Origin of the sequence: Herbiconiux oxytropis (assembly GCF_024979315.1) — a bacterium.
Taxonomy (GTDB): Bacteria; Actinomycetota; Actinomycetes; order Actinomycetales; family Microbacteriaceae; genus Herbiconiux; species Herbiconiux oxytropis.
The window spans coordinates 268,853-290,416 of the sequence record NZ_JANLCK010000001.1 but is presented as its reverse complement, the minus strand read 5'-3'; the positions used below and the strand labels follow the sequence as shown (position 1 = coordinate 290,416).

Below are 21,564 nucleotides of genomic sequence, written 5' to 3'. Positions count from 1 at the left end.
TAGACTCGACCCATGACTCGTCGAGGCGGAGACCTTGCGCTCCTGATGCTGGCCGGCTTCCGCACGCTCGCCGATCGGGCGACGGTCGAGCTCGGGCGGCGCGGCTATCCCGATGTCCGGCCCGTGCACGACTTCGCGCTGCATGCCATCCGCTCGGGCGCCCAGAACGCCTCCGAGCTCGGGCGCGCCACGTCGGTCACGAAGCAGGCCGCGGCGAGGACCATCTCGACGCTCGAACAGCGGGGATACGTCTCACGCCAGGTCGATCCGGCGGACCGCCGCAAGATGCGCCTGATGATCACCGAGAGAGGACACTCGCTCATGAGCGAGGGGGAGGCGGTCTTCGAGGAGCTGCGCAACCAGCTCGAGCTCGACGTGGGCGCCGAGGCTCTGGAGCAGGCGGAGGCGGTGCTGCGGACGCTCGTGGGGGAGAACGCGGTGCGGCTCGACTCGCCGGGCTGGTCGACGGGCGGGCTCGACGGGGACGAGTGATCCGACGCTCTGCGTGGTGGCGGGCCTCCGTGTGCTCACGGCGCGCCCTCCATTCTTCTGACGGTCAGAAATAGTCGCGATCTTCTGCGCGACCAGGTGGTGAAGACGGCCTCTCCGGGCATCAGAGTCGATCCCGCACCGAGAATTCGACCGCACGAAGGAGCACGACGATGAGCACCTCATCCACCACCGGATCCGGAGACCGGACCCGCCCCGGAGACCGGACCCGCCCCGGAGACCAGACACAGACCGCCGCCGACCTCGAGCGCGAGTGGAAGACCGACGCCCGCTGGAACGGCGTGCAGCGCGACTACAGCGCCGAGGACGTCATCGCGCTCCGCGGCCGCGTCGCCGAAGCCAACACCCTCGCCGAGCGCGGCGCCGAGCGCCTCTGGGACCTGCTGCACACCGAGGAGTGGGTGCCCGCCCTCGGCGCCCTCACCGGCAACCAGGCCGTGCAGCAGGTGCGCGCCGGCCTCAAGGCCATCTACCTCTCGGGCTGGCAGGTGGCCGCCGACGCCAACCTCAGCGGCCAGACCTACCCCGACCAGAGCCTCTACCCGGCCAACTCCGTGCCGGCCGTCGTGCGCCGCATCAACAACGCGCTGCTGCGGGCCGACCAGATCGAGTTCGCCGAGACGGGTTCGACGGGCGCCGGCAGCCAGACCGAATGGCTCGCCCCCATCGTCGCCGACGCGGAGGCGGGCTTCGGCGGCCCGCTCAACGCCTACGAGCTCATGAAGTCGATGATCCAGGCGGGGGCGGCGGGCGTGCACTGGGAGGACCAGCTCGCGAGCGAGAAGAAGTGCGGCCACATGGGCGGCAAGGTGCTCATTCCCACGAGTCAGCACATCCGCACCCTCAACGCGGCGCGGCTCGCGGCCGACGTCGCCGGGGTGCCGACCATCATCATCGCCCGCACCGACTCCCTCGCCGCCAACCTCATCACGAGCGACGTCGACGAGCGCGACCGCCCGTTCCTCGACGGCACCCGCACGCCCGAGGGCTTCTACGGCACGACGCCCGGCCTCGACACCGTCATCTCCCGCGGCCTCGCCTACGCGCCCTATGCCGACCTGCTCTGGGTGGAGTCGTCGGAGCCCGACATCGAGCTGGCCCGCCGCTTCGCCGAGGTCGTGCACGAGCAGTTCCCTGGCAAGCTCCTCGCCTACAACTGCTCGCCGAGCTTCAACTGGAAGAGCAAGCTGAACGACGAGCAGATCGCGAGCTTCCAGCGCGAGCTCGCGGAGCTCGGCTACGCGTTCCAGTTCATCACCCTCGCGGGCTTCCACGCCCTCAACCACTCCATGTACACCCTCGCCCGCGGCTACGGCGAGCGGCACATGAGCGCCTACGTCGAGCTGCAGGAGGCCGAATTCGCCTCCGAGGCCGACGGATACACCGCCACGAAGCACCAGCGTGAGGTGGGCACCGGCTACTTCGACCGGATCGCCACGGCCCTGAACCCCGGGAGCGCCACCCTCGCGCTCGTGGGTTCGACCGAGTCCGAGCAGTTCCACTGAACCCTGCCGCAATCGACGGAGATGCGGCGCAGTCGGGCCTCCAGGCCCCGTCGTTCCCTCCCGCGGCCTGCAATCTCCGTCGTCTCGGCGCCAGCGAAAGGCTGATTGACATGTCTCCCCACCCCATTCCCTCCAAGGTCACCGTCGCGGCCGAGCTGCACGAGCGCTTCGACGAGATCCTCACCCCTGAGGCGCTGCAGTTCCTCGCCCGCCTGCACGACCAGTTCGCCGGCCGCCGGCAGGAGCGGCTGGCCGAGCGGATGCGCGCCCGCAAAGCCATCGAGAACGGCCGCGACCTGCGGTTCCTGCCCGAGACGGCGGCCGTGCGCGACGACGCCTCGTGGCGCGTCGCCGGTCCCGGCCCGGGGCTCGAGGACCGCCGCGTCGAGATCACGGGCCCGACCGATCCGAAGATGACGATCAACGCCCTCAACTCGGGCGCGAAGGCGTGGCTCGCCGACCTCGAGGACGCCACGAGCCCCACCTGGTCGAACGTCATCGGCGGTCAGCTCTCGCTTCTCGACGCCATCCGCGACCGGATCGAGTTCACGAACGACGCCGGCCGCACCTACCGGGTCACGGCAGAGCAGACGCCGACCATCGTGATGCGCCCGCGCGGCTGGCACCTCGTGGAGAAGCACCTCTGCTACACGGATCGGGCGGGCCACACGCGCCCCGCCTCGGCGAGCCTCGTCGACTTCGGGCTCTACTTCTTCCATAACGCGACGGCGCTGATCGAGAAGGGTCGCGGGCCGTACTTCTACCTGCCCAAGCTCGAGAACCACCTCGAGGCGCGGCTCTGGGACGACGTGTTCACGTTCTCGGAGAACGCCCTGCGCATCCCGCACGGCACCGTGCGCGCCACCGTGCTGATCGAGACGATCTCGGCGGCCTTCGAGATGGACGAGATCCTCTACGAGCTGCGCGACCACGCGGCGGGCCTGAACGCCGGCCGCTGGGACTACATCTTCAGCCTCATCAAGAACTACCGCGACCGGGGCCGGAGCTACGTGCTGCCGGACCGCTCGGAGATCACGATGACGGTGCCGTACATGCGCGCCTACACCGAGCTGCTCGTGCAGACCTGCCACAAGCGGGGAGCACATGCCATCGGAGGCATGAGCGCGTTCATCCCGAGCCGGCGCGATCCGGAGATCACGGCGCAGGCGCTCGCGAAGGTCTCCGACGACAAGCGGCGCGAGGCCGGCGACGGCTTCGACGGCACCTGGGTGGCGCATCCGGATCTCATCCCCACCGCCCGCGCCGAGTTCGACGCGGTGCTCGGCGACCGGCCCAATCAGGTCGAGCGGCAGCGGCCCGAGGTGCACGTGACGGCGGCGCAGCTGACCGATCTCTCGGGCATCACGCATACGGTGACGGATGCGGGGGTGCGGTCGAACGTGTCGGTCGCGCTCCGCTACATCGAGAGCTGGCTGCGCGGAGTCGGAGCGGCGGCGCTCGACAACCTCATGGAGGACGCGGCGACGGCTGAGATCTCGCGCTCCCAGCTGTGGCAGTGGATCCACCAGGGGATCGTGACGTCGGAGGGCACGGCGATCACGCGGGCGCACGTGGAGGCGGAGCTGCACGACGTCATCCGCGGGCTCGACCGATCGCTCGACGACCGGTTCGACGACGCGGAGAACATCCTGCGCATGGTGGCGCTCGAGGACGACTTCCCGACGTTCCTCACGATCCCGGCGTACGCGCACTACCTCGTCGACGTGGTGCCGGCTCGGGAGGCCGTGGCCGCGTAGGTCCGATGACCCCACCTCGGGGCGGCGGAGGAGTTCCGGCCACAGCTGGTGGCGGAACTCCTTCGTCGTCGATCTTCAGGCGGATGCTCAGCCGTCGTGCGCGGCGTCGAAGCGAGTGCGGGCTCGCTCGACCTCGGGCAGGTGCGCTGTGGTCCATATCAGCAGTGCGTCGATGAGATCCTGCAGTCCCTGGCCGACCGGCGCGATGCGGTACTCGACCGCCACGGGGCGGTCGCTCACGACGACGCGCTCCACCATGCCGTTCCGCTCGAGGCGGCGGAGGGTGGCGGTGAGCGACTTCTGGGTGATGACGGGGATGAGTCGCCGAAGCGCGTTGAAGCGGAGTGCGCCGTGCTCGCAGAGCTGGTCGAGCACGTGCAGCGACCACTTGTCGAGCAGCTGATCGAGCAGCTCGCGGTGCTCGCCGGTGATGAGGGGGCGGTCGTCGGTTTCCTGCATGACACCTAGTCTCGTTGAAGTGGCCCGCCGACACCAGGTATTCATGAGATACCACCACCGAGAGGATCACCCATGACCGTGACGACCTTCAGCCCCGACGGACTCCTGCAGCCAGTTCCCTACCACCACGTGTCCGTCTCCACGGGCACCCGCCACGTGCACGTCGCCGGCCAGATCGCCCGCGAGGCAGACGGGACCCCGGTCGCCCCGGGAGATCTCACCGGCCAGGTCGAGCAGTCCTTGCGCAACACCGCCCGCGCCCTCGCCGGTGCAGGCGCGACGTTCGCCGATGTCGTGCGTCTGCGCATCTTCGTGACCGGCTGGCAGCCCGATCAGATGGGTGCCTTCCTCCAGGGCGTCGAGAACGTCGCGGCGGAGATCGGCCTGGAACTGCCCCTGCCGCCGGCCTCCCTCATCGGCGTCGAGATCCTCTTCGAACCCGACGTGCTCGTCGAGATCGAGGCCTACGCCGTGCTCGACTGAGTCACGCGCGTGCCGCGAGAGCGAAGCAGTATCGATCATCTGTGTATATAGACGCAGATATGAACGGAGTTCGGTGATTCAGATCCGGATATGACGCGCGTCGCGCGTGCGGCGGTTAGCCTGGCGTCGTGAATGGCATCGATCGCCGGAGCTTTCTTCGGACGCTGGGATTGCGGGCCGTGGCGAGCGCGGCGTCGACGCGTTCTCCGGAGATCGCTCGGCCCCCCTCGCTGCCGTGGCCCCCGCACCCGATCCGCTGTGCTCCGATCGACGAGCTGCGGCTGCTCGCCCTGCAGGAGGGGCTGCCGTTGCCGGATGCCGCGCTCGAGATGCTCGGTCGCAGGACGGTCAGGCTGACGGGGTTGCGGCCGGGAACTCGGGTGGCGGAGGCCTGGCTGCGGACGCCGGCCGGGCTCGATAACACCGGTCGTCTTTCGGCGGGGGAGACGATCGTGCTCGACATCGACCGCTCGGCCGATGCGCTGGCGGCGACCGAGCTCACCGGAACCGGCTGGTTGACCGTCGAACTCTCCACGGACGAGGACGAGGACGAGGACGACGGCGACCTGCCGGTGGTCGGGCGCTCCCGATGCCTGCGGATCGAATTCCGGCACCCTCGAGAGCGGCCGAGCGCACGTGGGGGCCTGCCCCTGCAGCTGGACCCGCACCTGCAGCTGCCCCGCGTCTGGAGCGAGCCGGTGCAAGAGCTCGGCCTCGACACCGCCGGGCAGGCCGCCTACGTCCGGGTGCGCGACCGGCTGGCCGAGACGCAGGGTCTGGAGGCCGACCAGGGTGCGGGGGCCGGGCTCGCGCTGCACAGACTGCTCGGGTACCCCGACGACACCAGCGGCACGATGCCTGCAGAATGCGCTGAGATCGCCGGCCCGGGGGAGTGGACGCTCCTGGCGCAGCTCTCGATCGGGCGGGCCTCGAGGGTGTTCGTGTGGACGGCTCCGGGGGATGCCGGGTCGCGAACCGTGGGACTGCTGCGGTGACGGCCGTCGGTGGGGTGACGGTGCGCGACCTCGTGGAGCTGCGCTACCTGCAGGCGACCTCGCTCGCCGGTGAGGCGGGCCTGGACCGCCGGGTCTCGTGGGCGCACGTGAGCGATGCGTTCGACCCGTGGAACTGGCTGGACGCGGGGGATCTCGTGCTCACCTGCGGTTACATCGTGCCCGAGTCTCCCGAGGCGCAGGTGCAGTTCGTGGAGAAGATGTCGTCGGCTGGGCTGAGCGGCATCGTGGTGGGGGAGGACGACCGCCGTCCGCATCTCAGCGACGAGATGCTCGCCGCGGCCGACCGGCTCGGATTCCCGGTGATCGACGGCGCGCACACCGTCGGTTTCGCGCAGTACGTGCGCTTCGTGGCGGCGGCCAACGCGCGGGAGGAGAACCTCTCGTTCACGAAGATCGCCCGCGTGCACGGCGAGGTGATGGCGAGCCTGCGCGAGGAACTCGCGGGCACCGAGTTCGTGGACAGGCTCGGCCGGGTGGTGAACAGCACGCTGCACGTCGTGGATCCCGACATGTGGGAGTCGCTCATCCGCGGTGGTGGCACTCCCGGGCGGGCCTGGAAGGAGGCCTACGACGAGGAGGTGCGCCGCTCCTCCGGCCGCGCGCCGTTCGTGATGAACCTCACGGTGGGGGAGCGGACGGGGCTCTGCATGCCGATCCCCAGTGAGCGCTCCGCGTGCCTGATCGCCTACCCGGACGGTGACGTCCGCCCTCAGCTCGCGGTGCTGCAGCAGATCGCCGCCGCGTGCGCGCTCGAGATCGGCCGCGTGGACGCCGCGGTGGAACGTGCACGCCGCTCGGGTGCCGGGCTCCTCTACGACGCGCTCAACGGCCGGTTCGAGCCCACCGTGCTGACAGAGCTGTTCCGCGGAAGACGACTTCAGGGCGACCTCCGGGCACTGGCCCTGGACGGGCGGGCCGCCTCGATCGAGCGGCTCGCGCGCAGCTGGCTCATCCGCGGCATCCCCTTCCTGCTCGGTGAGATCGGGCAGGTGGCGATCGCCGTCGTGCGCTCGGACGACCTGGTGCAGGCGGATCTCGAGGAGCGCACCACCCTGGAACGCTGGCGCGCGGGACTGAGTGACACCTTCGCCGGCACCGGCAACCTCGGCGACGCCGTGCGCCAGGCGCGGTGGGCCCTGGAGACCATCAGTCCGGACGGCTCCGGGATCGTGCCCTACGGCGACGGCAACCCCTCCTTCCTCCCGCGCACGCTCGCGGAGTCGAAGCTGACCGCCGATCGCGTGCTCGGGCCACTCATCGACTACGACCGCGAGCAGGGCACGGAGCTGATCAAGACCCTGCAGGTCTATCTCGAGTCGGATCGCTCGCCGAGCCGCACGAGCGAGGTGCTCTTCATCCACACCCAGACCGTCAACTACCGGATGGCGCGGATCCAGGAGCTGACGGGCCGATCGACGAAGTCGACCGGCGACGTGAGCGAGCTCTGGTTCGCCCTCCGGGCGCTCGCGCTCTCGCAGACCGTCCAGTGATCGGGGCCGAGAGGGCACCTGTCGGCGCGTATGGCCGGTGAACCCGGCCTCTACGCGGAGCACAGTGGACAGCCGGACACCGGCCCGGAAGAGTTCTAGGCGCACACGGCCACGAGAAGGAGCAAGCATGAGCGGGACATTCGACGGTCAGAGCGTGATCGTCACCGGAGTCGCCTCCGGACTGGGAAGCGCCCTGGCGCGCGAGTTCGCCGCCGAAGGCGCGCTGATCATCGGCTGCGACGTCAACGACGAGGCGGGCGCGGCGGTGATGGAGGGCATCGGGATCTACCGCCACACCGACGTCTCGAAGGAGGCCGAGGTCGAGGCCCTCGTCGACGACGCGGTGGAGCGCTTCGGCCGGCTCGACGTGCTCGTCAACAACGCTGCGATCCAGGTGGAGGAGGAGCTGGCCGACACGAGCGAGGAGCAGCTCGACCGCGTGCTCGCCGTGAACCTGAAGGGCCCGTTCTTCGGCTGCAAGCACGCCATCCGGGTGATGCGGAAGGCCGGGGGCGGGTCGATCGTCAACATCTCCTCGGTGCTCGCCCTGGCCGGCGATCCGATGCTCGCCGCGTACGGTGCCGCCAAGGGCGGTGTGCTGGCTCTGACCAAGTCGGCCGCGGTGAAGTACGGGCGTGAGGGCATCCGCTGCAACGCCGTCTGCCCGGGAGACATCCAGACCCCGCTCGTCGAGGCGTACTTCGCCGCGGCCGCCGACCCGGCCGCGTTGCGGGCGCAGGCCGAGAGCGAGTACCCCATCGGCCGCATCGGACAGCCACGCGAGGTGGCCCGTGCCGTGCTCTTCCTGGCGTCGGACGCCGCGAGCTTCGTGACCGGCGAGGCACTCGTGGTCGACGGCGGCCTGCTGGCCGAGTGCTACTGATGGGCGGCACTCTGCGGCGACTCGGCATCGTGCACACCGTCTCGCGCCTCGCGCCGACGTTCACGGAGCTCGCCGAGGAGCTGCTTACGGGGGTCGAGACGGTCGTCATCGCCGATGAGCTCCTGCTGAAGCGCACCGTGCGGGACGGAGGCGTCGACGACGTGACCCGGGAGCGACTGCTCGGCCATGTCACAGCGCTCGTCGACTACGGAGTCGATGCGGTGCTCGTGACCTGTTCCTCGGTCGGGGGCGTGGTCGACGAGATCGCGCCCGGTGTCGCCGTCCCCGTGCTGCGCGTCGACCGCGCCATGGCCGAGCAGGCCGTGTCGCTCGGCTCGAGGGTGGGCGTGCTCGCGACGCTGCCGACGACGCTCGCCCCGACCGCCGCCGTGGTGGAGGCCGCCGCCCACGACGCCGGTCGCGAGGTGATCGTCGTGCCGCGGCTCTGCGAGGGGGCGTTCGCCGCGCTCGACCGCGGTGACGGCGCCGCGCACGACGCGATCATCGCCGCGGAGCTCGATCGGCTCGTGGAGGAGGTCGACGTGGTCGTGCTCGCTCAGGCCTCGATGGCGAGGATCGCTGCTCTGCGGCCCCCGGGAGGCGTTCGCGTGCTGTCGAGCCCGCGGCTCGCGATGGAGCGGCTGGCCGAGAGCGGACCACTTGTACGGGGCGATGAGAAGGCGCCCGAGGTTCGTTCCCTGCGCCAGTAGTCGGCCGTCCGGGGATCGATCATCATCGTTGTTGTGAAGCTTGATTACACTCCCAGAATCCTCGGTCTCGGCGGCACGACCCGTCAGGGATCCTCGTCCGAACGGGCCCTGCGCGCCGCGCTCGACCTGGCCCGCGCGGCCGGAGCCGAGACGGACATCGTCCTGGCCGACGAGCTCGACCTGCCCGCCTACGCCCCGGAGCGCGGACTCCGCGGGCCGCAGGCCGATCGCCTCCTGGAGCTCGTCAGGCGCGCCGACGGCGTGATCATCGCCAGCCCCGCCTTCCACGGTGGCCCGTCCGGCCTCATCAAGAACGCTCTCGACCACATCGAGGAGCTGCGCACCGACGAGCGCCCCTACCTCGACGGCCGCGCTGTGGGCTGCATCGTCTGCGCCGCCGGCTGGCAGGCCACCACCACGACCCTCGCCTCGTTGCGGTCGACCGTCCACGCCCTGCGCGGGTGGCCGACGCCGCTCGGCGTCACGATCAACACGACCGTCGTCGGCGACGTCGATCCGATCGCGGCGGCGTCGCCCCAGCTGGGCCTGCTGGTCGACCAGGTGCTGGGATTCGCCCGAGGCCAGCGCGCGGCGGCCGGGCTGGAGATCGCGGCCCTCTCGTGACCCGACACCCTCACCGACCTGCGAGAGTCGGGGAATGAACGCCTCGCACACCGCCGCCCCGGATGCCCCCGCTCGCGATGCGGCCGCGCAGACCACGAGCGGCGTGCCCGCCTCGGTCACCGGATCCGGCCTCCGCACCCTGGCTGAGGGCCTGCAGCACCCCGAGGGCGTCTGCTGGTCTCCCACAGAGAACGTGCTCTACGCAGGCGGCGAAGGCGGCCAGCTCTACCGCTTCGATCTCGACGGCGGCTCGGTCGAGACCGTCTGCACCGTGCCGGGCGGTTCGATGCTCGGCCTCGCGCTCGATGGCGACGGCGCGGTGTACGTCTGCGACGTCGGCAACGGCTGCGTGCAGCGGATCGATCGCGACGGCGGCATCCGTCGGTACGGCGAACCCATCGGCTACCCGAACTACCCGGTGTTCGACGCCGACGGCCGGCTCTGGGTCTCGGATTCGGGGGACTGGGGCCGAACGAACGGCGGGATCGTGCGGATCGACCCGGATGGCACCACGGAGCGCGTGCTCGAGGGGCTGCACTTCGCGAACGGGCTCGCCATCCGCGACGACTGGCTCTACATCGTCGAGTCGACCTGGCCACGCGTCGTGCGAGTCCCCCTCGCCGGTGGTGAGCCCGAGCCCGTCGTGGTGCTCGATCGCGTCGTGCCCGACGGGCTCGCGTTCGACGCCGAGGGCGGTCTGTGGATCGGCTGCTGGCAGCCCAACCGCGTGTACCGCGTGGCACCGGACGGCACGCTCGACATCGTCGTCGACGACTGGTCCGGCGTGCACGCGCCCACCCCCACCAATCTCGCGTTCGCCGGACCCGACCTCGAGGTGCTCGCGCTCGCGTCACTCGGCACTCCGACGGTCAACGCCTGCGACCCCGGCACCCGGGGTGCGCCGCTGCACCTGCCGATCGGACTCGGCTGAGCACCGCGGCCGGCACCGTGGCCACGACCATCACCATCACGACCTGGGAGACGCCGCTCACGCGCAGCGGGGCGGCGAAGAGAGACACGGAGGAACGACACGATGACCGATGAGACCTACGACGCCCTGGTGATCGGTGCGGGGTTCGCAGGCCTGACGGCCGCGCGGGACCTGGCGACGAGCGGGAAGCGCGTGCTGGTCGTGGAGGCGAGGGACCGCATCGGCGGCCGCACCTGGTACCGGCGTTTCGCCGATACCGAGCTCTCCATCGAGATGGGTGGCAACTGGATCGATCCCGCGGGCAATGCGGCGCTGATGGCCGAGGTCGACCGCTACGGCGTGGAGCTCAGCACGAGTCCACAGGCCGAGAACCACGTCTCCCTGCTCGACGGCGTGCTCAGCCACGCCGCGTGCCCGATCAGCCGCGACGACGAGCTCGATCTGCGCCGCTTCGTGGAGGAGACCCGGACGCAGGTGGAGCGCATCGACCCCACGCTGCCGCTGGACACCCAGGACGTGGCCGACCTCGACGTGCCGCTCGACGCCTACATCGACGGCTTCGGGCTGTCGGTGACGCTCACGGAGCTGATGGGCGCCTGGATCCGCCAGGAGACCGGATGCCACCTCTCCCAGATCTCAGCCCTTCATCTCATGTCGTGGATCCCGCTGCTGGACAACGACGTGCTGGCCATCGGCCACACCCCCACGCATCGGTTCGCCTCGGGCACCATCGACCTCCTGCAACGGATGCTCGACGACTCCGGCGCCGAGATCCGCCTGTCGGCCCCCGTCGCATCCGTGACCCAGACGGGCGAGCACGTCGAGGTGCGCACGAAGGAGGGCGAGGTGCTCCGCGGCCGTGCCGCCGTGGTCGCCGTGCCGCTGAACTGCCTCGGCGACATCGAGTTCGAGCCGGCGCTGTCGCCCGAGAAGACCGCCGCGGCGGCGATCGGTCAATCCGGTGCCGCGAAGAAGCTGTGGGCGCTCGTGACCGGACTGCCCCCGAAGATCCTCGGGATCGGCGAGCACGACGCACCGATCGATGTCTTCTTCACCGACTACCCGGTGGAGGAGACGGGCCTCGGCGGCGACCTCGTGGTGGGCTTCTCCACGCAGGAGCGGCCTCTCGACATCCTGGACCGCGTCGAGGTGGAGGCGGCCTTCCGGCTCTACGTGCCGGAGGCGGGGGTGCTGAAGGTGGACGGCTACGACTGGCTCGCCGATCCCTATTCCAAGGGCACCTGGTGCGCTGCTCCTGCAGGCCTCCTCTCGACCTACGCCTCGGCGCTCGAGCGCACGGAGGGCAGGCTCGTGTTCGCCGGGTCGGATGTCGCGCATGCGTTCCGAGGCTGGATCGAGGGCGCCGTCGCGACCGGCGGCGTGGCCGCCACACGGCTGTCGGCGATCCTGGACGAGGGGTAGGCGGACGAGCCTCGGCGTGCACGAAGGAGGGCCGCGTCCGATCCGGACGCGGCCCTCTGCTGTATCGGATGCGCTCAGCCTGCGGCCGGCACCGGTGCATCCTCGTAGTAGCGGACGGCGGTGAACGCGCCGTCCCGGATCTCGACGATGCAGACGCCCTCGAGGGTCGAGCGGCTCCCTTCGATGTCGACGAGATGGGCACGGAACTCGAACACGGCCGACGAGTCTCCGCGGCCCCACTCGCCCAGGATCTCGATCTCGAGCTCCGGGTAGGCGCGGTAGAACTCCTCCGTCATCGCCCGGATGGCGGCGCGACCCGTCTGAGCGGGGCCGCCGGCTGGGTGGAACGTGGCATCCGGGTGGAAGTGGCCGAGCAGTGCGTCGAGGTCGCGTCTACACTCGGCGTCCCAGGCGGACTCCTGGAGGTCGCGGGCGAGGGTCATGAGGGTTCTCCTGTCGTGGTGGGGGTCGTGGTGGGCGCCGTCCAGATCGTGTAGATCTTGCGCACGGTCTCGCGGATGTTCCACGTTCCGCGCCAGCCGTCGGGGGCGACGAGCACGACGCCCGGACGGATGTCGTGCACGGTGCCGTCGGCGCTCGTGATGGTGCCTCTGCCTGCGACGAAGTGCATCAGCTCGCTGTCGCCGTCGCGGGAGGACGCGAAACGGCCGGGGGTGCACTCCCAGACGCCGCTCCGCCCGCCCGCATCGCTGTGCAGCACGAGCACCGACTCGGTCGGCGCGCCGTCGACGGCGCCCTTGTGAATGCCTCGTGGCACCAGCTCGAGCGTCAGAGGGGAGGCGTCGTAGACGATCGCCGCAGTCGAGCCGGCACTCATGCGGTGACGGCCACGGATGCGTCCACCGAGGCGGCGTCGCCGCGGGGCCCGAGGTTCGCGATCCGCGGTGCGACCTCTCGCCCGAGGAGTTCGAGGTGCCGACGGTAGGTCTCGGATTCCTGGCTGTAGTCGAAGGTGAACGACAGGAGTGCGCCGATTCCGCCGAGCTCCTCGTCGAACCGGGTGATCTTCTCCACGACGGTGTCGGGGGATCCGATGAGGAAGAAGTTGTCGACCAGCCACTCGAGGGTGAGCTCCTCGATCGCCATGCCGGGATCCAGCAGCAGCTCCCCGAGGGCGTACTTCTTGCCGCCGCGGTCGCGCACGGCGCGGAAGGTGGGGAGCACGAGCTCGTCCCAGGTGCGGCCGGCCGGACCCTCGATGAACAGGCGGCGCGCCTCCGCATCCGTCTCGGCCACGAAGACGTCGCGCATGACGCGCCAGTTCGCGCGGTCGGGCGTGCGGCCGGCGCCGGTCGCCGCCTCCTCATAGGTCTCCCACTGCTTCAGCAGAGCGGCCATCCCGACCTGCTGGCTCATCGGCGAGAAGCCGCGGCGGCCGGCATCGACGAAGGTGGGGGAGGTGGGCTGCACCCCGGTCATCATGACCTCGGGGTGCGGGCTCTGGAAGGGCTTGAGGTGCGGTCCGTTCCACTGCTCGGAGTGCGCCGGCATGTCGACGGTCCAGAACTCTCCGTCGATGCGGAAGGGCGCCTCCCTGGTCCAGATCGCCATGATGATGTCGATCGCTTCGTCCATCATCTTCGCGTTGCCAGGTCCCACGCCGAACATCTGCCCATCGGTGGGGAACGACCCGGGCGCGAATCCAGCGATGTAGCGTCCGCCCGTGAGGTGATCGAGGTACATCAGCCGATGGGCCAGGGCCATCGGGTTGTGGTACGGAAGGAGGTGGGCTGCAGCACCGAGCCGGAGCCGCGTGGTCTCACGCGCGGCGGCCGCGATCGTCAGCTCGGGTGCCGGGTTGGGCTCATGGCCGATTGTGTGGTGCTCGGCGAAGAAGAGCTCGTGCAATCCGTACTCGTCGGCCCACCTGGCCACCTGCAGATCCCATTCGATCACCTCCTGCAGAGTGCGCTGACCGTCGACGTACGCCTGCGCGTATGGCGGGCTGAAGAATCCGAGGTGCATGAGTGAAATCCCTTCGTGGCACGTGGTACCTCCTCACCCTCGCCAGAGCGCCCCCGCGTGCACAACTGACGGCGTCCGCAGACCCGGCCCGTGCGGCTATGGCTGCATACAGCCGGTGAGCGTCGATCTAGGCGGTCGTCCGCGGTCCATATCCCCGTACAGTGGTGCCCCGCCTGAGCGGCCGGAAGACTCCCGACATGGTTTATCGTCTGGAAAACACGATCGCTCTCGTCACCGGTGCCGCTCAGGGGCAAGGAGCTGCGCACGTCGAGCGGCTCGCTCGCGACGGTGCCCGGGTGATCGCCACCGATGTGCTCGACGAGCAGGGTGGGGCGCTCGCGGAGCGTCTGAACGCGGAGGGCCTGAGGGTCGTCTACCGGCACGTCGACGTCGCATCCGCGAAGGACTGGGCCGAGGTCGTGGCCGGCGTCGACGCCGAGTGGGGCGCGATCACGGTGCTCGTCAACAACGCGGGGATCGGCTCGCATGCTGCGGTCGCCGATGTCAGCCGGGAGGACTGGGACCGCGTCGTCGCGATCAACCAGACCGGCATCCTGCTCGGCATGCAGGCCGTCATTCCCGGGATGACCGCACAGGGAGCGGGATCGATCATCAACATCGCTTCGTCGTGGGCCCACCGCGGAGGTGCGGAGAGCGGCCACATCGCTTACGTCGCCACGAAGTCGGCGGTGCTCGGCATCACGAGGAACGCGGCGATGAATCTCGGGCGCATCGGCATCCGGGTCAACTCCATCTCGCCCGGCTACGTGCGCACGGCGCAGGTCGAGTTCTCCGAGAAGAACGACCCCGAGCGGGTGGCGAACGACGTGGCGAAGATCCCCATGCGCCGGATGGCCCGCCCCGCCGAGATCGCGAAGACGGTCGCCTTCCTCGCCTCCGACGAGTCGTCGTACATCACCGGTGTCGATCTGCTCGTCGACGGAGGACTCAATCTCGCTTGACGGTGCGCCTGGCGCATCTATCCCGATCCCGAATCAACATGGAGTGTGACATGACAGACCGAAACTCGACGGGACCCGGCAACGGAGTCGGCCCGATCAGCCGCAGGACGCTGCTCCAGGTGGGCGGCGCAGCAGCCGTCGTCGTCGGCGTGAGCGGCCTGGCCGCCTGCACTGCTCCCGGTGGAGGGCCCGCAGAGACCTCAGGCGCTCCCTCGGGTGGGGGGACGCCGGTGCGAGGAGGCACGCTCCGAGTCGGCGCGACCTCGGGCGGCAGCGGTGACACGCTCGAGGCCCAGAGCCCGCTCACCACGATGGACTTCCTGCGAGCCGGTGCTCTCTTCGAGCAGCTCGTGCAGATGAACGGCACCACCGGGGCCCCCGAGCTCGTGCTGGCCGAATCGATCGAGCCCAACGCGGATGCCACGGAGTGGACGATCCGGATCAAGCCGGACATCCTGTTCCACAACGGAAAGACCCTCACCGCCGACGACGTGCTCTTCTCGCTGCGCCGGATCGAGGAGAACAGCTTCCCGGGGCTGATCACGATGGGCCCCCTCGACCTCGCCGCCGCGACCGTGGTCGATCCGCTCACGCTGCGCATCCCGTTCGACGCGCCGTACAGCATTTTCGTCGAGGGTCTGGCCGGCGTCTTCGCCACCCGCATCGTGCCCCAGGACTACGACCCGGCGAACCCCGTCGGCACCGGCCCGTTCACGTTCGGCTCGTTCACCCCCGGTCAGGAGTCGACGTTCCCCCGCTTCGACGACTACTGGCAGGAGGGGCTCCCGTACCTCGACGAGCTCGTGATCATCAACTTCGCCGACGAGACGGCGCAGCTGAACGCGCTGCAGTCGGGCCAGGTCGACCTGATCAACCAGCTCTCGTCGACCTCGGTCTCCTCCGTCGAGGCGGCGGGCGGCAGCGTCGTCGTCTCCAAGACCCGCGCCTTCGTGCCGTTCACGATGCGCGTCGACGAGGAGCCGTTCAGCGACGTCCGTGTGCGACAGGCCCTCAGGCTGCTGGTCGATCGCGAAGCCTTCAACCAGCAGGTCTACGGTGGGCTCGGAGCGATCGGCAACGACACGTTCGGGGCGATCGACCCGGCCTACAAGGACGCCGTGCCGCAGCGAGAGCAGGACCTCGAGCAGGCGAAGTCGCTGCTGCGCTCCGCCGGATTCCCCGAGCTGCAGGTCGAGCTGTACTCCTCTCCCATCGGCCCGGGTGCCACGGCCGCCGCCAGCGTCTTCGCCACCCAGGCCGCTCAGGCCGGCGTGCAGGTGAAGATCCGCACGCAGGACCCCACGCAGTTCTTCGCCCAGTCGTACACGCAGGTCGCCTTCGCGCAGAGCTTCTGGAACACCGGCGCCTACCTCACGATGGCGCAGCAGGGCATGGCCGACGGAGCACCCTTCAATGAGATCCACCAGACGGACGCGGGCTGGCAGAGCCTCTACGCCGAAGCGCTGGCCACCGTCGATGCGACGGCACGCGATGCGCTCGTGCAGGAGCTCATCCGCTTCGACTACGAGGAGGGCGGCTACATCATCCCGGCCTACTTCCCGGGGATCGAGGGCATGAACTCCCGCGTCGGCGGCGTGACCGAGAACATCACCGGCCTGCCGATCAACGGCAGCAGCTGGCAGGGAATCTGGCTGCAGAGCTGATCATGGCCGGCATCATGACGAAATCCCTGGCCGCGGCGGGCACTCCGGCGCGACCTCGGGCGGCGGCCGGCCGCGCCGCGCACCCGATCAGGAGGCTGCTGCTCTGGCGGGTGCCGCTCGGAGTGCTGTCGGTGGTGCTGGTCGGCGTGCTCACCTACCTGGCCACGCGCGTGCTGCCCGGAGACGCCGCCTCGGCGATCCTCGGTCAGTTCGCGACGCCGGAGGCTCTGGCCTCCCTGCGAGAGGAGCTCGGGCTCGATCAGCCTCTCGTGCCAGGTCTGCTGTCCTGGTTCGGCGACTTCGTGACGGGTCAGTTCGGAACGTCCCTGGCCACGCGCGGTCCGGTGACCGACGTCGTGCTGCCCCGCCTCGAGAACTCGGCGGTGCTGATCCTCATCGTCGCCCTCGTCTCGACGGTCATCGGCGTGGTCGGCGGGGTGATGGCCGCGAATCGCCGCGACGGGATCTTCGACAGCTCCGCCTCCCTCGTCGCGCTCGTGGCGAGCGCGCTGCCTGAGTTCGTCGTGGGCGTCTTCGTGATCTTCGTCTTCTCGGTCGGCTTCCTCGACTGGTTCCCGGCCGTGTCGATCATCCCGCCCGAGGACCGCATCTGGGACGAGCCCATCAAGCTGGTGCTGCCGGCCCTCACGCTCGTGATCGTCACCGCGCCCTACATGTTCCGCATGGTGCGGGCGGCCATGATCGAGGCGCTCACGAGCGACTACGCCGAGGTCGCCCGACTCAAGGGGGCGAGTACAGCACGGCTGCTCTTCCGTCATGCGCTCCCCAATGCGACGGCGCCCGCAGTGCAGGTGCTCGGGCTCAACCTGCTGTACCTGGCCGGAGGGATCGTGCTCGTCGAGACGGTCTTCCAGTACCCGGGAATCGGGCTCGCCCTCGCCAGCGCGGTTCAGACCCGCGATGTCCCGGTGCTGCAGTTCATCGTCGTCCTGCTCGCCATCTTCTTCGTCACGCTCAACATCCTCACGGATCTGCTCGTGCTCCTCTCGACCCCGCGCCGACGCGCACCCAGGTGATCATGACCACACATCCCCTCCCCACGACGAGCTCCGCCGGCACGGCGGCGCGCGTGCCGGCCAAGGGCCCCAAGCGGAGCTTCGCCGCGCTCCGGGTGCTCGGCGCAGCCCTCGGCACCACCCGCGGCCGGATCAGCGCCGGGCTCACGCTCCTGGTGCTCGCGATCGCCTTCCTCGGCCCGCTCGTACCGGGGTCACCGACAGCGTTCGCGGCGCCGCCGTTCTCCAACCCGTCCGTGCCGGGAGCGGGCCTGCTGGGCACGGACGTGCTCGGTCAGAGCGTGCTCTTCCGTGTGCTGCACGGCGGCCAGCACCTGATGCTCCTCGCGTTCCTGGCCACGGTGATCGCCGTCGGATCCGGTGCCGTGATCGGAGTGGTCGCCGCCTACCGGCGGGGCTTCGTCGAGAACCTCCTCATGCGCGGCGTCGACGTCGTGCTCGCCATTCCGCAGCTCGTGTTCGCCCTGCTGCTGCTCAGTCTCATCGGGCCGGAGTGGTGGCTGCTGATCCTCGCCGTCGGCCTCTCCCAGGCACCGCAGACGGCCCGCGTGATCTACGGCGCCGCTCAGTCGGTGACGGAGAAGGACTTCGTGAAGGCCGTCGCCGTCTGGGGGGTTCCGACGCGATCGATCCTCGCCAGGCACGTGCTCCCCAATCTCACGACACCGCTCATGGTGGAGCTCGGCCTCCGGCTCAGCTACTCCATCGTGCTCATCGCCGGACTGAGCTTCCTCGGGTTCGGCTCCCCGCCACCCGAGCCCGACTGGGGCGTCATGGTCAACGAGAACCGCATCGGCATGGCCGCGAACCCCTGGGGCGTCCTCGCCCCGGCGCTGCTCCTTGCACTCCTCGCCGTGGGCACGAACACCTTCGCCGACGCCATCGCCCGGGCCAACCTCGGGGAGACCCGCGGTGAGGATGCCGTGCTGGGCGCGGCGGCCGGCCCCACGACGGAGGGATCGAAATGACCGATGTCACGCGTTCCGGTGCACTCGCACCCAGGCTCCAGGTCGACGGTCTCGGCGTCGTCATGGCGCGCTCCGGCACCCCCGTGGTGCAGGACGTCTCGTTCGAGGTGGCCGCGGCCCAGGTGATGGGCCTGGTCGGCGAGTCCGGCTCGGGCAAGAGCACGGTCGCCCTCTCCCTCCTCGGCTACGCCCGACGCGGGCTGCGGATCGCCGAGGGCACGATCGACATCGCCGGCACGAGCGTGCTCGACCTCTCCGGCACCGCGCTCCGCAAGGCCCGCGGAACGCTCGTGGCCTACGTGCCGCAGGATCCGGCGAGCGGACTCAACCCCGCACTCACCCTCGGCTACCAACTGGGCGAGGCCATGCGCATCCACGACGAGGGGCGGTCGGGCGATCCGCTCGACGACCGGATCGCCGCCCTCCTCGACGAGGTGCGACTCCCCGCCACCCGCCAGCTGCTGCACAGCTACCCGCACCAGGTGTCGGGAGGCCAGGCGCAGCGCGTCGCCATCGCGATGGCCTTCGCGTGCCGCCCGAGACTCGTGGTGCTCGACGAGCCGACGACGGGTCTCGACGTCACGACGCAGCGACACATCCTGCAGACGATCCGCCGGCTCGCCATCGCCCACGACGTGAGCGCCGTCTACGTGAGCCACGACCTGCCCGTGGTCGCCGAGATCGCCGACGACGTCGCCGTGATGTACGCGGGGCGGTTGGTCGAGAAGGCCCCGGCACCGGCGATCTTCGGGGGTGCCCGCCACCCCTACACCGCGGGGCTGCTGCGGGCGGCCCCCACGCCCGAGCGCGCCGGCGTGCTCGTGGGCATCGAGGGCCGGCCGCCGCGGCCGGGGCGCTGGCCGATCGGCTGCGCCTTCGCCGATCGCTGCGCGCGCGCCACCGAGGTGTGCGTCGCGACCCACCCCCCGCTCGAACCGATGGGTGCGGATCACCTCGCCCGCTGCTATCACCCGGTCGACGCGAAGGCGTCGGCGCCGGTCATCGCGATCCCGAGGATCGCGCCGCCCGCCGCCGGAACGGGTGCCCTCGACGTGGATGGACTCTCGGCCTGGTACGGCGACAAGCAGATCCTTCACGATGTGCGGTTCCGCGTGCAGCCCGGGAGCTGCCTGGGCATCGTGGGCGAATCGGGATCGGGCAAGACGACGCTCGCCCGGTGCCTGGCGGGTCTCCACTCCGCGTGGGAGGGGCCGGTGGAGTTCGGCGCTCAGCTGTTGGATCCGAAGGCCCGCCGACGACGGCCGGAGGAGCGGCGTCGCATCCAGTACATCTTCCAGAACCCGCACGCGTCGCTGAACCCACGGATGTCGGTGGGTGAGAACGTCGAGGAGCCGCTGCGCTTCTTCGACCGGCTCACGAGCGCTGAACGTCGCCGCAAGGTGGCCGAGGTGCTCGAACAGGTCGCGCTCGGTGCAGACCTCGCCGACCGCATGCCGGAGCAGCTCTCGGGCGGCGAGCGGCAGCGCGTGGCCGTGGCCCGGGCTCTCATCGTCGATCCCGAACTGCTGATCTGCGACGAGATCACCTCTGCGCTCGACGTCTCCGTGCAGGCGCTCGTGATCGAGCAGCTGCGCGAGCTTCAGCTCCAGCGCGGCTTGACGATGGTGTTCATCACGCACAACGTGGCGGTGGTGCGGAGCATCGCGCAGGACATTCTCGTGCTGGAGCAGGGGCGCGTGGTGGAGACCGGCCCGGTCGAGCACGTCCTGACGCATCCCGAACACGCCTACACGAAGCAGCTCTTGGCCGACCTTCCGCGCTTCGCCGATGCGGGGGTCGCCTCGTGACCGTCGCGATGACGTCGGTGCACGCATCCCGCCCGCTCGATCCGAAGGGACACTCCCGTGCTCGCTAACCTCAACGGATGGCACCTGGTCATCATCCTCGTCGTCATCCTGCTGCTGTTCGGGGCGACCCGACTGCCGGCGCTGTCGAAGAGCCTCGGGCAGTCCATGCGGATCTTCCGCAGCGAGACCAAAGCCATGCAGAAGGAGGACGCCGCCGCTGAGGCCCCCGAGCAGGCGACGCCGGAGGTCGTGAAGCCCTCGGCGACGCCGTGACGACCCGGGCCCGGCGCTCGCGATCACGTTCGCACGACGGTCGGATGTCGCTCGGCGGCCATCTGATCGAGCTGCGGAAGCGACTGTTCGTCGCCGCCCTCGCCGTGCTGGCGGGGGCGGTGGCAGGGTTCCTGCTGTCGGATCTCGTGCTGAGCGCGCTGATCCACCCGATCGCGGAGGTGGCGGCCGAGCAGGGCCGCGACGCGAGCCTGAACTTCACCGATGTGTCCTCGGCATTCGACCTGCGGGTGCAGATCGCCCTCACGGTGGGGATCGTCATCTCGTCACCGGTGTGGCTCTACGAGATCTGGGCCTTCCTCATGCCCGGGCTGAAGAAGAACGAGAAGAGGTACGCGATCGGCTTCCTCGCCGCCGCCGTTCCCCTGTTCCTCGCCGGGTGCGCGGCCGGCTGGGTGGTGCTGCCGCACATGGTGACGCTGTTGACGGGCTTCGCGCCGGAGGGCACCACCGCACTCCTCACCGCCCGCGCCTACTTCGACTTCGTGCTGAAGCTCGTGCTCGCCATCGGGATCGCGTTCGTGCTGCCCGTGTTCCTCGTGCTTCTCAATGTCGCTGGAGTCGTCACCGGGCAGGCCATCCTGCGCTCGTGGCGGTGGGCGATCCTCGCCATCACGCTGTTCACCGCGATCGCGACCCCGGCGGCCGACGTCATGGCGATGTTCCTCCTTGCGGTGCCGATGGTGCTGCTGTTCTTCAGCGCAGCCGGGATCGCCGCCCTCAACGACCGGAGGCGGCTCCGAGTTCAGCAGCGCGTGCTCGAGACCGAGGAGCGGAGCATCGTGTGCTCGGCCTGACCCTGGAGAAGCTCTTCCTGCTCGGGGTGATCGCGGTGTTCGTGCTCGGCCCGGATCGCCTTCCGGCGGCGGCGGCGAAGCTCGCGCAGGTCGTCCGGAGCGTGCGGGCGATGGCCGATGGCGCCAAGGACCGTGTGCGCGACGAGATGGGACCGGAGTTCGACGAGGTCGACTGGAAGAAGCTCGATCCACGTCGATACGACCCCCGCCGGATCGTGCGGCAGGCCCTGCTCGACGATGTCGACGACCACGAGAGGACCA

Annotated in this window: 22 protein-coding genes and 1 pseudogene; 19 read left to right on the top strand and 4 right to left on the bottom strand. The window is 69.9% G+C overall.

Going from position 1 to position 21,564, the window contains the following annotated elements; translation table 11 throughout:
* The first annotated feature begins 12 nt into the window (after window positions 1-12).
* The 3 genes from N1028_RS01400 to aceB all read left to right on the top strand — a co-directional run bounded on the left by N1028_RS01400 (window position 13) and on the right by aceB (window position 3,772).
* Window positions 13-492: a MarR family winged helix-turn-helix transcriptional regulator gene (locus N1028_RS01400; protein ID WP_259524967.1), complete on the top strand. Its 480-nt coding sequence runs from the start codon at window positions 13-15 to the stop codon at window positions 490-492.
* A 170-nt stretch (window positions 493-662) separates the two neighbouring features.
* On the top strand, window positions 663-2,015 hold the full coding sequence (gene aceA, locus N1028_RS01395; protein WP_259524966.1) for an isocitrate lyase: 1,353 nt from the start codon (window positions 663-665) through the stop codon (window positions 2,013-2,015).
* A gap of 110 nt (window positions 2,016-2,125) precedes the next feature.
* Window positions 2,126-3,772 (top strand): malate synthase A, encoded by a 1,647-nt coding sequence (aceB, locus tag N1028_RS01390; protein WP_259524965.1) that lies wholly within the window; start codon window positions 2,126-2,128, stop codon window positions 3,770-3,772.
* A gap of 87 nt (window positions 3,773-3,859) precedes the next feature.
* Here aceB and N1028_RS01385 read toward each other — a convergent pair whose 3' ends face one another.
* The gene (locus N1028_RS01385) at window positions 3,860-4,231 is read right to left on the bottom strand and encodes a winged helix-turn-helix transcriptional regulator (protein ID WP_259524964.1); all 372 of its coding nucleotides are present in this window, start codon (window positions 4,229-4,231) and stop codon (window positions 3,860-3,862) included.
* Window positions 4,232-4,303: 72 nt separating this feature from the next.
* Here N1028_RS01385 and N1028_RS01380 point away from each other — a divergent pair, with 72 nt between their 5' ends.
* The 8 genes from N1028_RS01380 to N1028_RS01345 all read left to right on the top strand — a co-directional run bounded on the left by N1028_RS01380 (window position 4,304) and on the right by N1028_RS01345 (window position 11,790).
* Entirely contained in the window at window positions 4,304-4,714 is a 411-nt protein-coding gene (locus N1028_RS01380) for a RidA family protein (RefSeq protein WP_259524963.1), read from the top strand.
* Between the two features lie 128 nt (window positions 4,715-4,842).
* On the top strand, window positions 4,843-5,709 hold the full coding sequence (locus N1028_RS01375) for a YwqG family protein (protein ID WP_259524962.1): 867 nt from the start codon (window positions 4,843-4,845) through the stop codon (window positions 5,707-5,709).
* A complete protein-coding gene (locus N1028_RS01370) occupies window positions 5,706-7,220 on the top strand; it encodes a PucR family transcriptional regulator (RefSeq protein ID WP_259524961.1) in 1,515 nt (504 codons plus the stop codon). Before N1028_RS01375 ends, N1028_RS01370 begins: the two co-directional genes overlap by 4 nt.
* A gap of 127 nt (window positions 7,221-7,347) precedes the next feature.
* Window positions 7,348-8,103 carry an SDR family NAD(P)-dependent oxidoreductase gene (locus N1028_RS01365; RefSeq protein WP_259524960.1) on the top strand — a complete coding sequence of 252 codons (756 nt, stop codon included), beginning with the start codon at window positions 7,348-7,350 and terminating at the stop codon, window positions 8,101-8,103.
* Window positions 8,103-8,813 (top strand): aspartate/glutamate racemase family protein, encoded by a 711-nt coding sequence (locus N1028_RS01360; RefSeq protein WP_259524959.1) that lies wholly within the window; start codon window positions 8,103-8,105, stop codon window positions 8,811-8,813. Before N1028_RS01365 ends, N1028_RS01360 begins: the two co-directional genes overlap by 1 nt.
* Window positions 8,814-8,846: 33 nt before the next feature.
* The gene (locus N1028_RS01355) at window positions 8,847-9,437 is read left to right on the top strand and encodes an NADPH-dependent FMN reductase (RefSeq protein ID WP_259524958.1); all 591 of its coding nucleotides are present in this window, start codon (window positions 8,847-8,849) and stop codon (window positions 9,435-9,437) included.
* A gap of 34 nt (window positions 9,438-9,471) precedes the next feature.
* On the top strand, window positions 9,472-10,368 hold the full coding sequence (locus N1028_RS01350) for an SMP-30/gluconolactonase/LRE family protein (protein WP_259524957.1): 897 nt from the start codon (window positions 9,472-9,474) through the stop codon (window positions 10,366-10,368).
* A gap of 102 nt (window positions 10,369-10,470) precedes the next feature.
* Window positions 10,471-11,790, top strand: coding sequence for a flavin monoamine oxidase family protein (locus tag N1028_RS01345; RefSeq protein ID WP_259524956.1), 1,320 nt, complete (start codon window positions 10,471-10,473; stop codon window positions 11,788-11,790).
* 74 nt (window positions 11,791-11,864) lie between these two features.
* Here N1028_RS01345 and N1028_RS01340 read toward each other — a convergent pair whose 3' ends face one another.
* The 3 genes from N1028_RS01340 to N1028_RS01330 are packed head-to-tail and all read right to left on the bottom strand — an operon-like array spanning window position 11,865 to window position 13,776.
* On the bottom strand, window positions 11,865-12,233 hold the full coding sequence (locus N1028_RS01340) for a nuclear transport factor 2 family protein (protein WP_259524955.1): 369 nt from the start codon (window positions 12,231-12,233) through the stop codon (window positions 11,865-11,867).
* Window positions 12,230-12,568 carry a cupin domain-containing protein gene (locus N1028_RS01335; RefSeq protein WP_259524954.1) on the bottom strand — a complete coding sequence of 113 codons (339 nt, stop codon included), beginning with the start codon at window positions 12,566-12,568 and terminating at the stop codon, window positions 12,230-12,232. Before N1028_RS01335 ends, N1028_RS01340 begins: the two co-directional genes overlap by 4 nt.
* A 56-nt stretch (window positions 12,569-12,624) precedes the next feature.
* Window positions 12,625-13,776: an LLM class flavin-dependent oxidoreductase gene (locus N1028_RS01330; RefSeq protein WP_259524952.1), complete on the bottom strand. Its 1,152-nt coding sequence runs from the start codon at window positions 13,774-13,776 to the stop codon at window positions 12,625-12,627.
* 197 nt (window positions 13,777-13,973) lie between these two features.
* On the opposite strand from N1028_RS01330, the gene N1028_RS01325 reads away from it, so the two are divergent.
* The 8 genes and pseudogenes from N1028_RS01325 to N1028_RS01290 all read left to right on the top strand — a co-directional run.
* Window positions 13,974-14,738 carry an SDR family NAD(P)-dependent oxidoreductase gene (locus N1028_RS01325; protein WP_259524950.1) on the top strand — a complete coding sequence of 255 codons (765 nt, stop codon included), beginning with the start codon at window positions 13,974-13,976 and terminating at the stop codon, window positions 14,736-14,738.
* A 50-nt stretch (window positions 14,739-14,788) separates the two neighbouring features.
* Entirely contained in the window at window positions 14,789-16,402 is a 1,614-nt protein-coding gene (locus N1028_RS01320) for an ABC transporter substrate-binding protein (RefSeq protein ID WP_259524949.1), read from the top strand.
* A 14-nt stretch (window positions 16,403-16,416) separates the two neighbouring features.
* Window positions 16,417-17,439, top strand: coding sequence for an ABC transporter permease (locus tag N1028_RS01315; RefSeq protein WP_259524948.1), 1,023 nt, complete (start codon window positions 16,417-16,419; stop codon window positions 17,437-17,439).
* A gap of 2 nt (window positions 17,440-17,441) precedes the next feature.
* Window positions 17,442-18,407: an ABC transporter permease gene (locus tag N1028_RS01310; RefSeq protein ID WP_259524947.1), complete on the top strand. Its 966-nt coding sequence runs from the start codon at window positions 17,442-17,444 to the stop codon at window positions 18,405-18,407.
* On the top strand, window positions 18,404-20,215 hold the full coding sequence (locus tag N1028_RS01305) for a dipeptide ABC transporter ATP-binding protein (protein ID WP_259524946.1): 1,812 nt from the start codon (window positions 18,404-18,406) through the stop codon (window positions 20,213-20,215). The genes N1028_RS01310 and N1028_RS01305 overlap by 4 nt, the downstream gene beginning before the upstream one ends.
* Window positions 20,216-20,272: 57 nt before the next feature.
* Window positions 20,273-20,488, top strand: a complete 216-nt coding sequence (tatA, locus tag N1028_RS01300) for a Sec-independent protein translocase subunit TatA (protein WP_259524945.1) — start codon at window positions 20,273-20,275, stop codon at window positions 20,486-20,488.
* Window positions 20,489-20,532: 44 nt separating this feature from the next.
* Window positions 20,533-21,303: a twin-arginine translocase subunit TatC gene (gene tatC / locus N1028_RS01295; RefSeq protein WP_259524944.1), complete on the top strand. Its 771-nt coding sequence runs from the start codon at window positions 20,533-20,535 to the stop codon at window positions 21,301-21,303.
* Window positions 21,291-21,542 (top strand): annotated as a pseudogene (locus N1028_RS01290) (twin-arginine translocase TatA/TatE family subunit); the annotation flags it as partial. The gene tatC and the pseudogene N1028_RS01290, both read left to right, overlap by 13 nt.
* Between the last annotated feature and the right edge of the window lie 22 nt (window positions 21,543-21,564).

Coding starts and splice junctions, on each gene's coding strand:
- N1028_RS01400 (WP_259524967.1), top strand. CDS start 13: ATGACTCGTCGAGGCGGAGACCTTGCGCTCCTGATGCTGGCCGGCTTC.
- aceA (WP_259524966.1), top strand. CDS start 663: ATGAGCACCTCATCCACCACCGGATCCGGAGACCGGACCCGCCCCGGA.
- aceB (WP_259524965.1), top strand. CDS start 2,126: ATGTCTCCCCACCCCATTCCCTCCAAGGTCACCGTCGCGGCCGAGCTG.
- N1028_RS01385 (WP_259524964.1), bottom strand. CDS start 4,231: ATGCAGGAAACCGACGACCGCCCCCTCATCACCGGCGAGCACCGCGAG.
- N1028_RS01380 (WP_259524963.1), top strand. CDS start 4,304: ATGACCGTGACGACCTTCAGCCCCGACGGACTCCTGCAGCCAGTTCCC.
- N1028_RS01365 (WP_259524960.1), top strand. CDS start 7,348: ATGAGCGGGACATTCGACGGTCAGAGCGTGATCGTCACCGGAGTCGCC.
- N1028_RS01360 (WP_259524959.1), top strand. CDS start 8,103: ATGGGCGGCACTCTGCGGCGACTCGGCATCGTGCACACCGTCTCGCGC.
- N1028_RS01350 (WP_259524957.1), top strand. CDS start 9,472: ATGAACGCCTCGCACACCGCCGCCCCGGATGCCCCCGCTCGCGATGCG.
- N1028_RS01345 (WP_259524956.1), top strand. CDS start 10,471: ATGACCGATGAGACCTACGACGCCCTGGTGATCGGTGCGGGGTTCGCA.
- N1028_RS01340 (WP_259524955.1), bottom strand. CDS start 12,233: ATGACCCTCGCCCGCGACCTCCAGGAGTCCGCCTGGGACGCCGAGTGT.
- N1028_RS01330 (WP_259524952.1), bottom strand. CDS start 13,776: ATGCACCTCGGATTCTTCAGCCCGCCATACGCGCAGGCGTACGTCGAC.
- N1028_RS01325 (WP_259524950.1), top strand. CDS start 13,974: ATGGTTTATCGTCTGGAAAACACGATCGCTCTCGTCACCGGTGCCGCT.
- N1028_RS01320 (WP_259524949.1), top strand. CDS start 14,789: ATGACAGACCGAAACTCGACGGGACCCGGCAACGGAGTCGGCCCGATC.
- N1028_RS01315 (WP_259524948.1), top strand. CDS start 16,417: ATGACGAAATCCCTGGCCGCGGCGGGCACTCCGGCGCGACCTCGGGCG.
- N1028_RS01310 (WP_259524947.1), top strand. CDS start 17,442: ATGACCACACATCCCCTCCCCACGACGAGCTCCGCCGGCACGGCGGCG.
- N1028_RS01305 (WP_259524946.1), top strand. CDS start 18,404: ATGACCGATGTCACGCGTTCCGGTGCACTCGCACCCAGGCTCCAGGTC.
- tatC (WP_259524944.1), top strand. CDS start 20,533: ATGTCGCTCGGCGGCCATCTGATCGAGCTGCGGAAGCGACTGTTCGTC.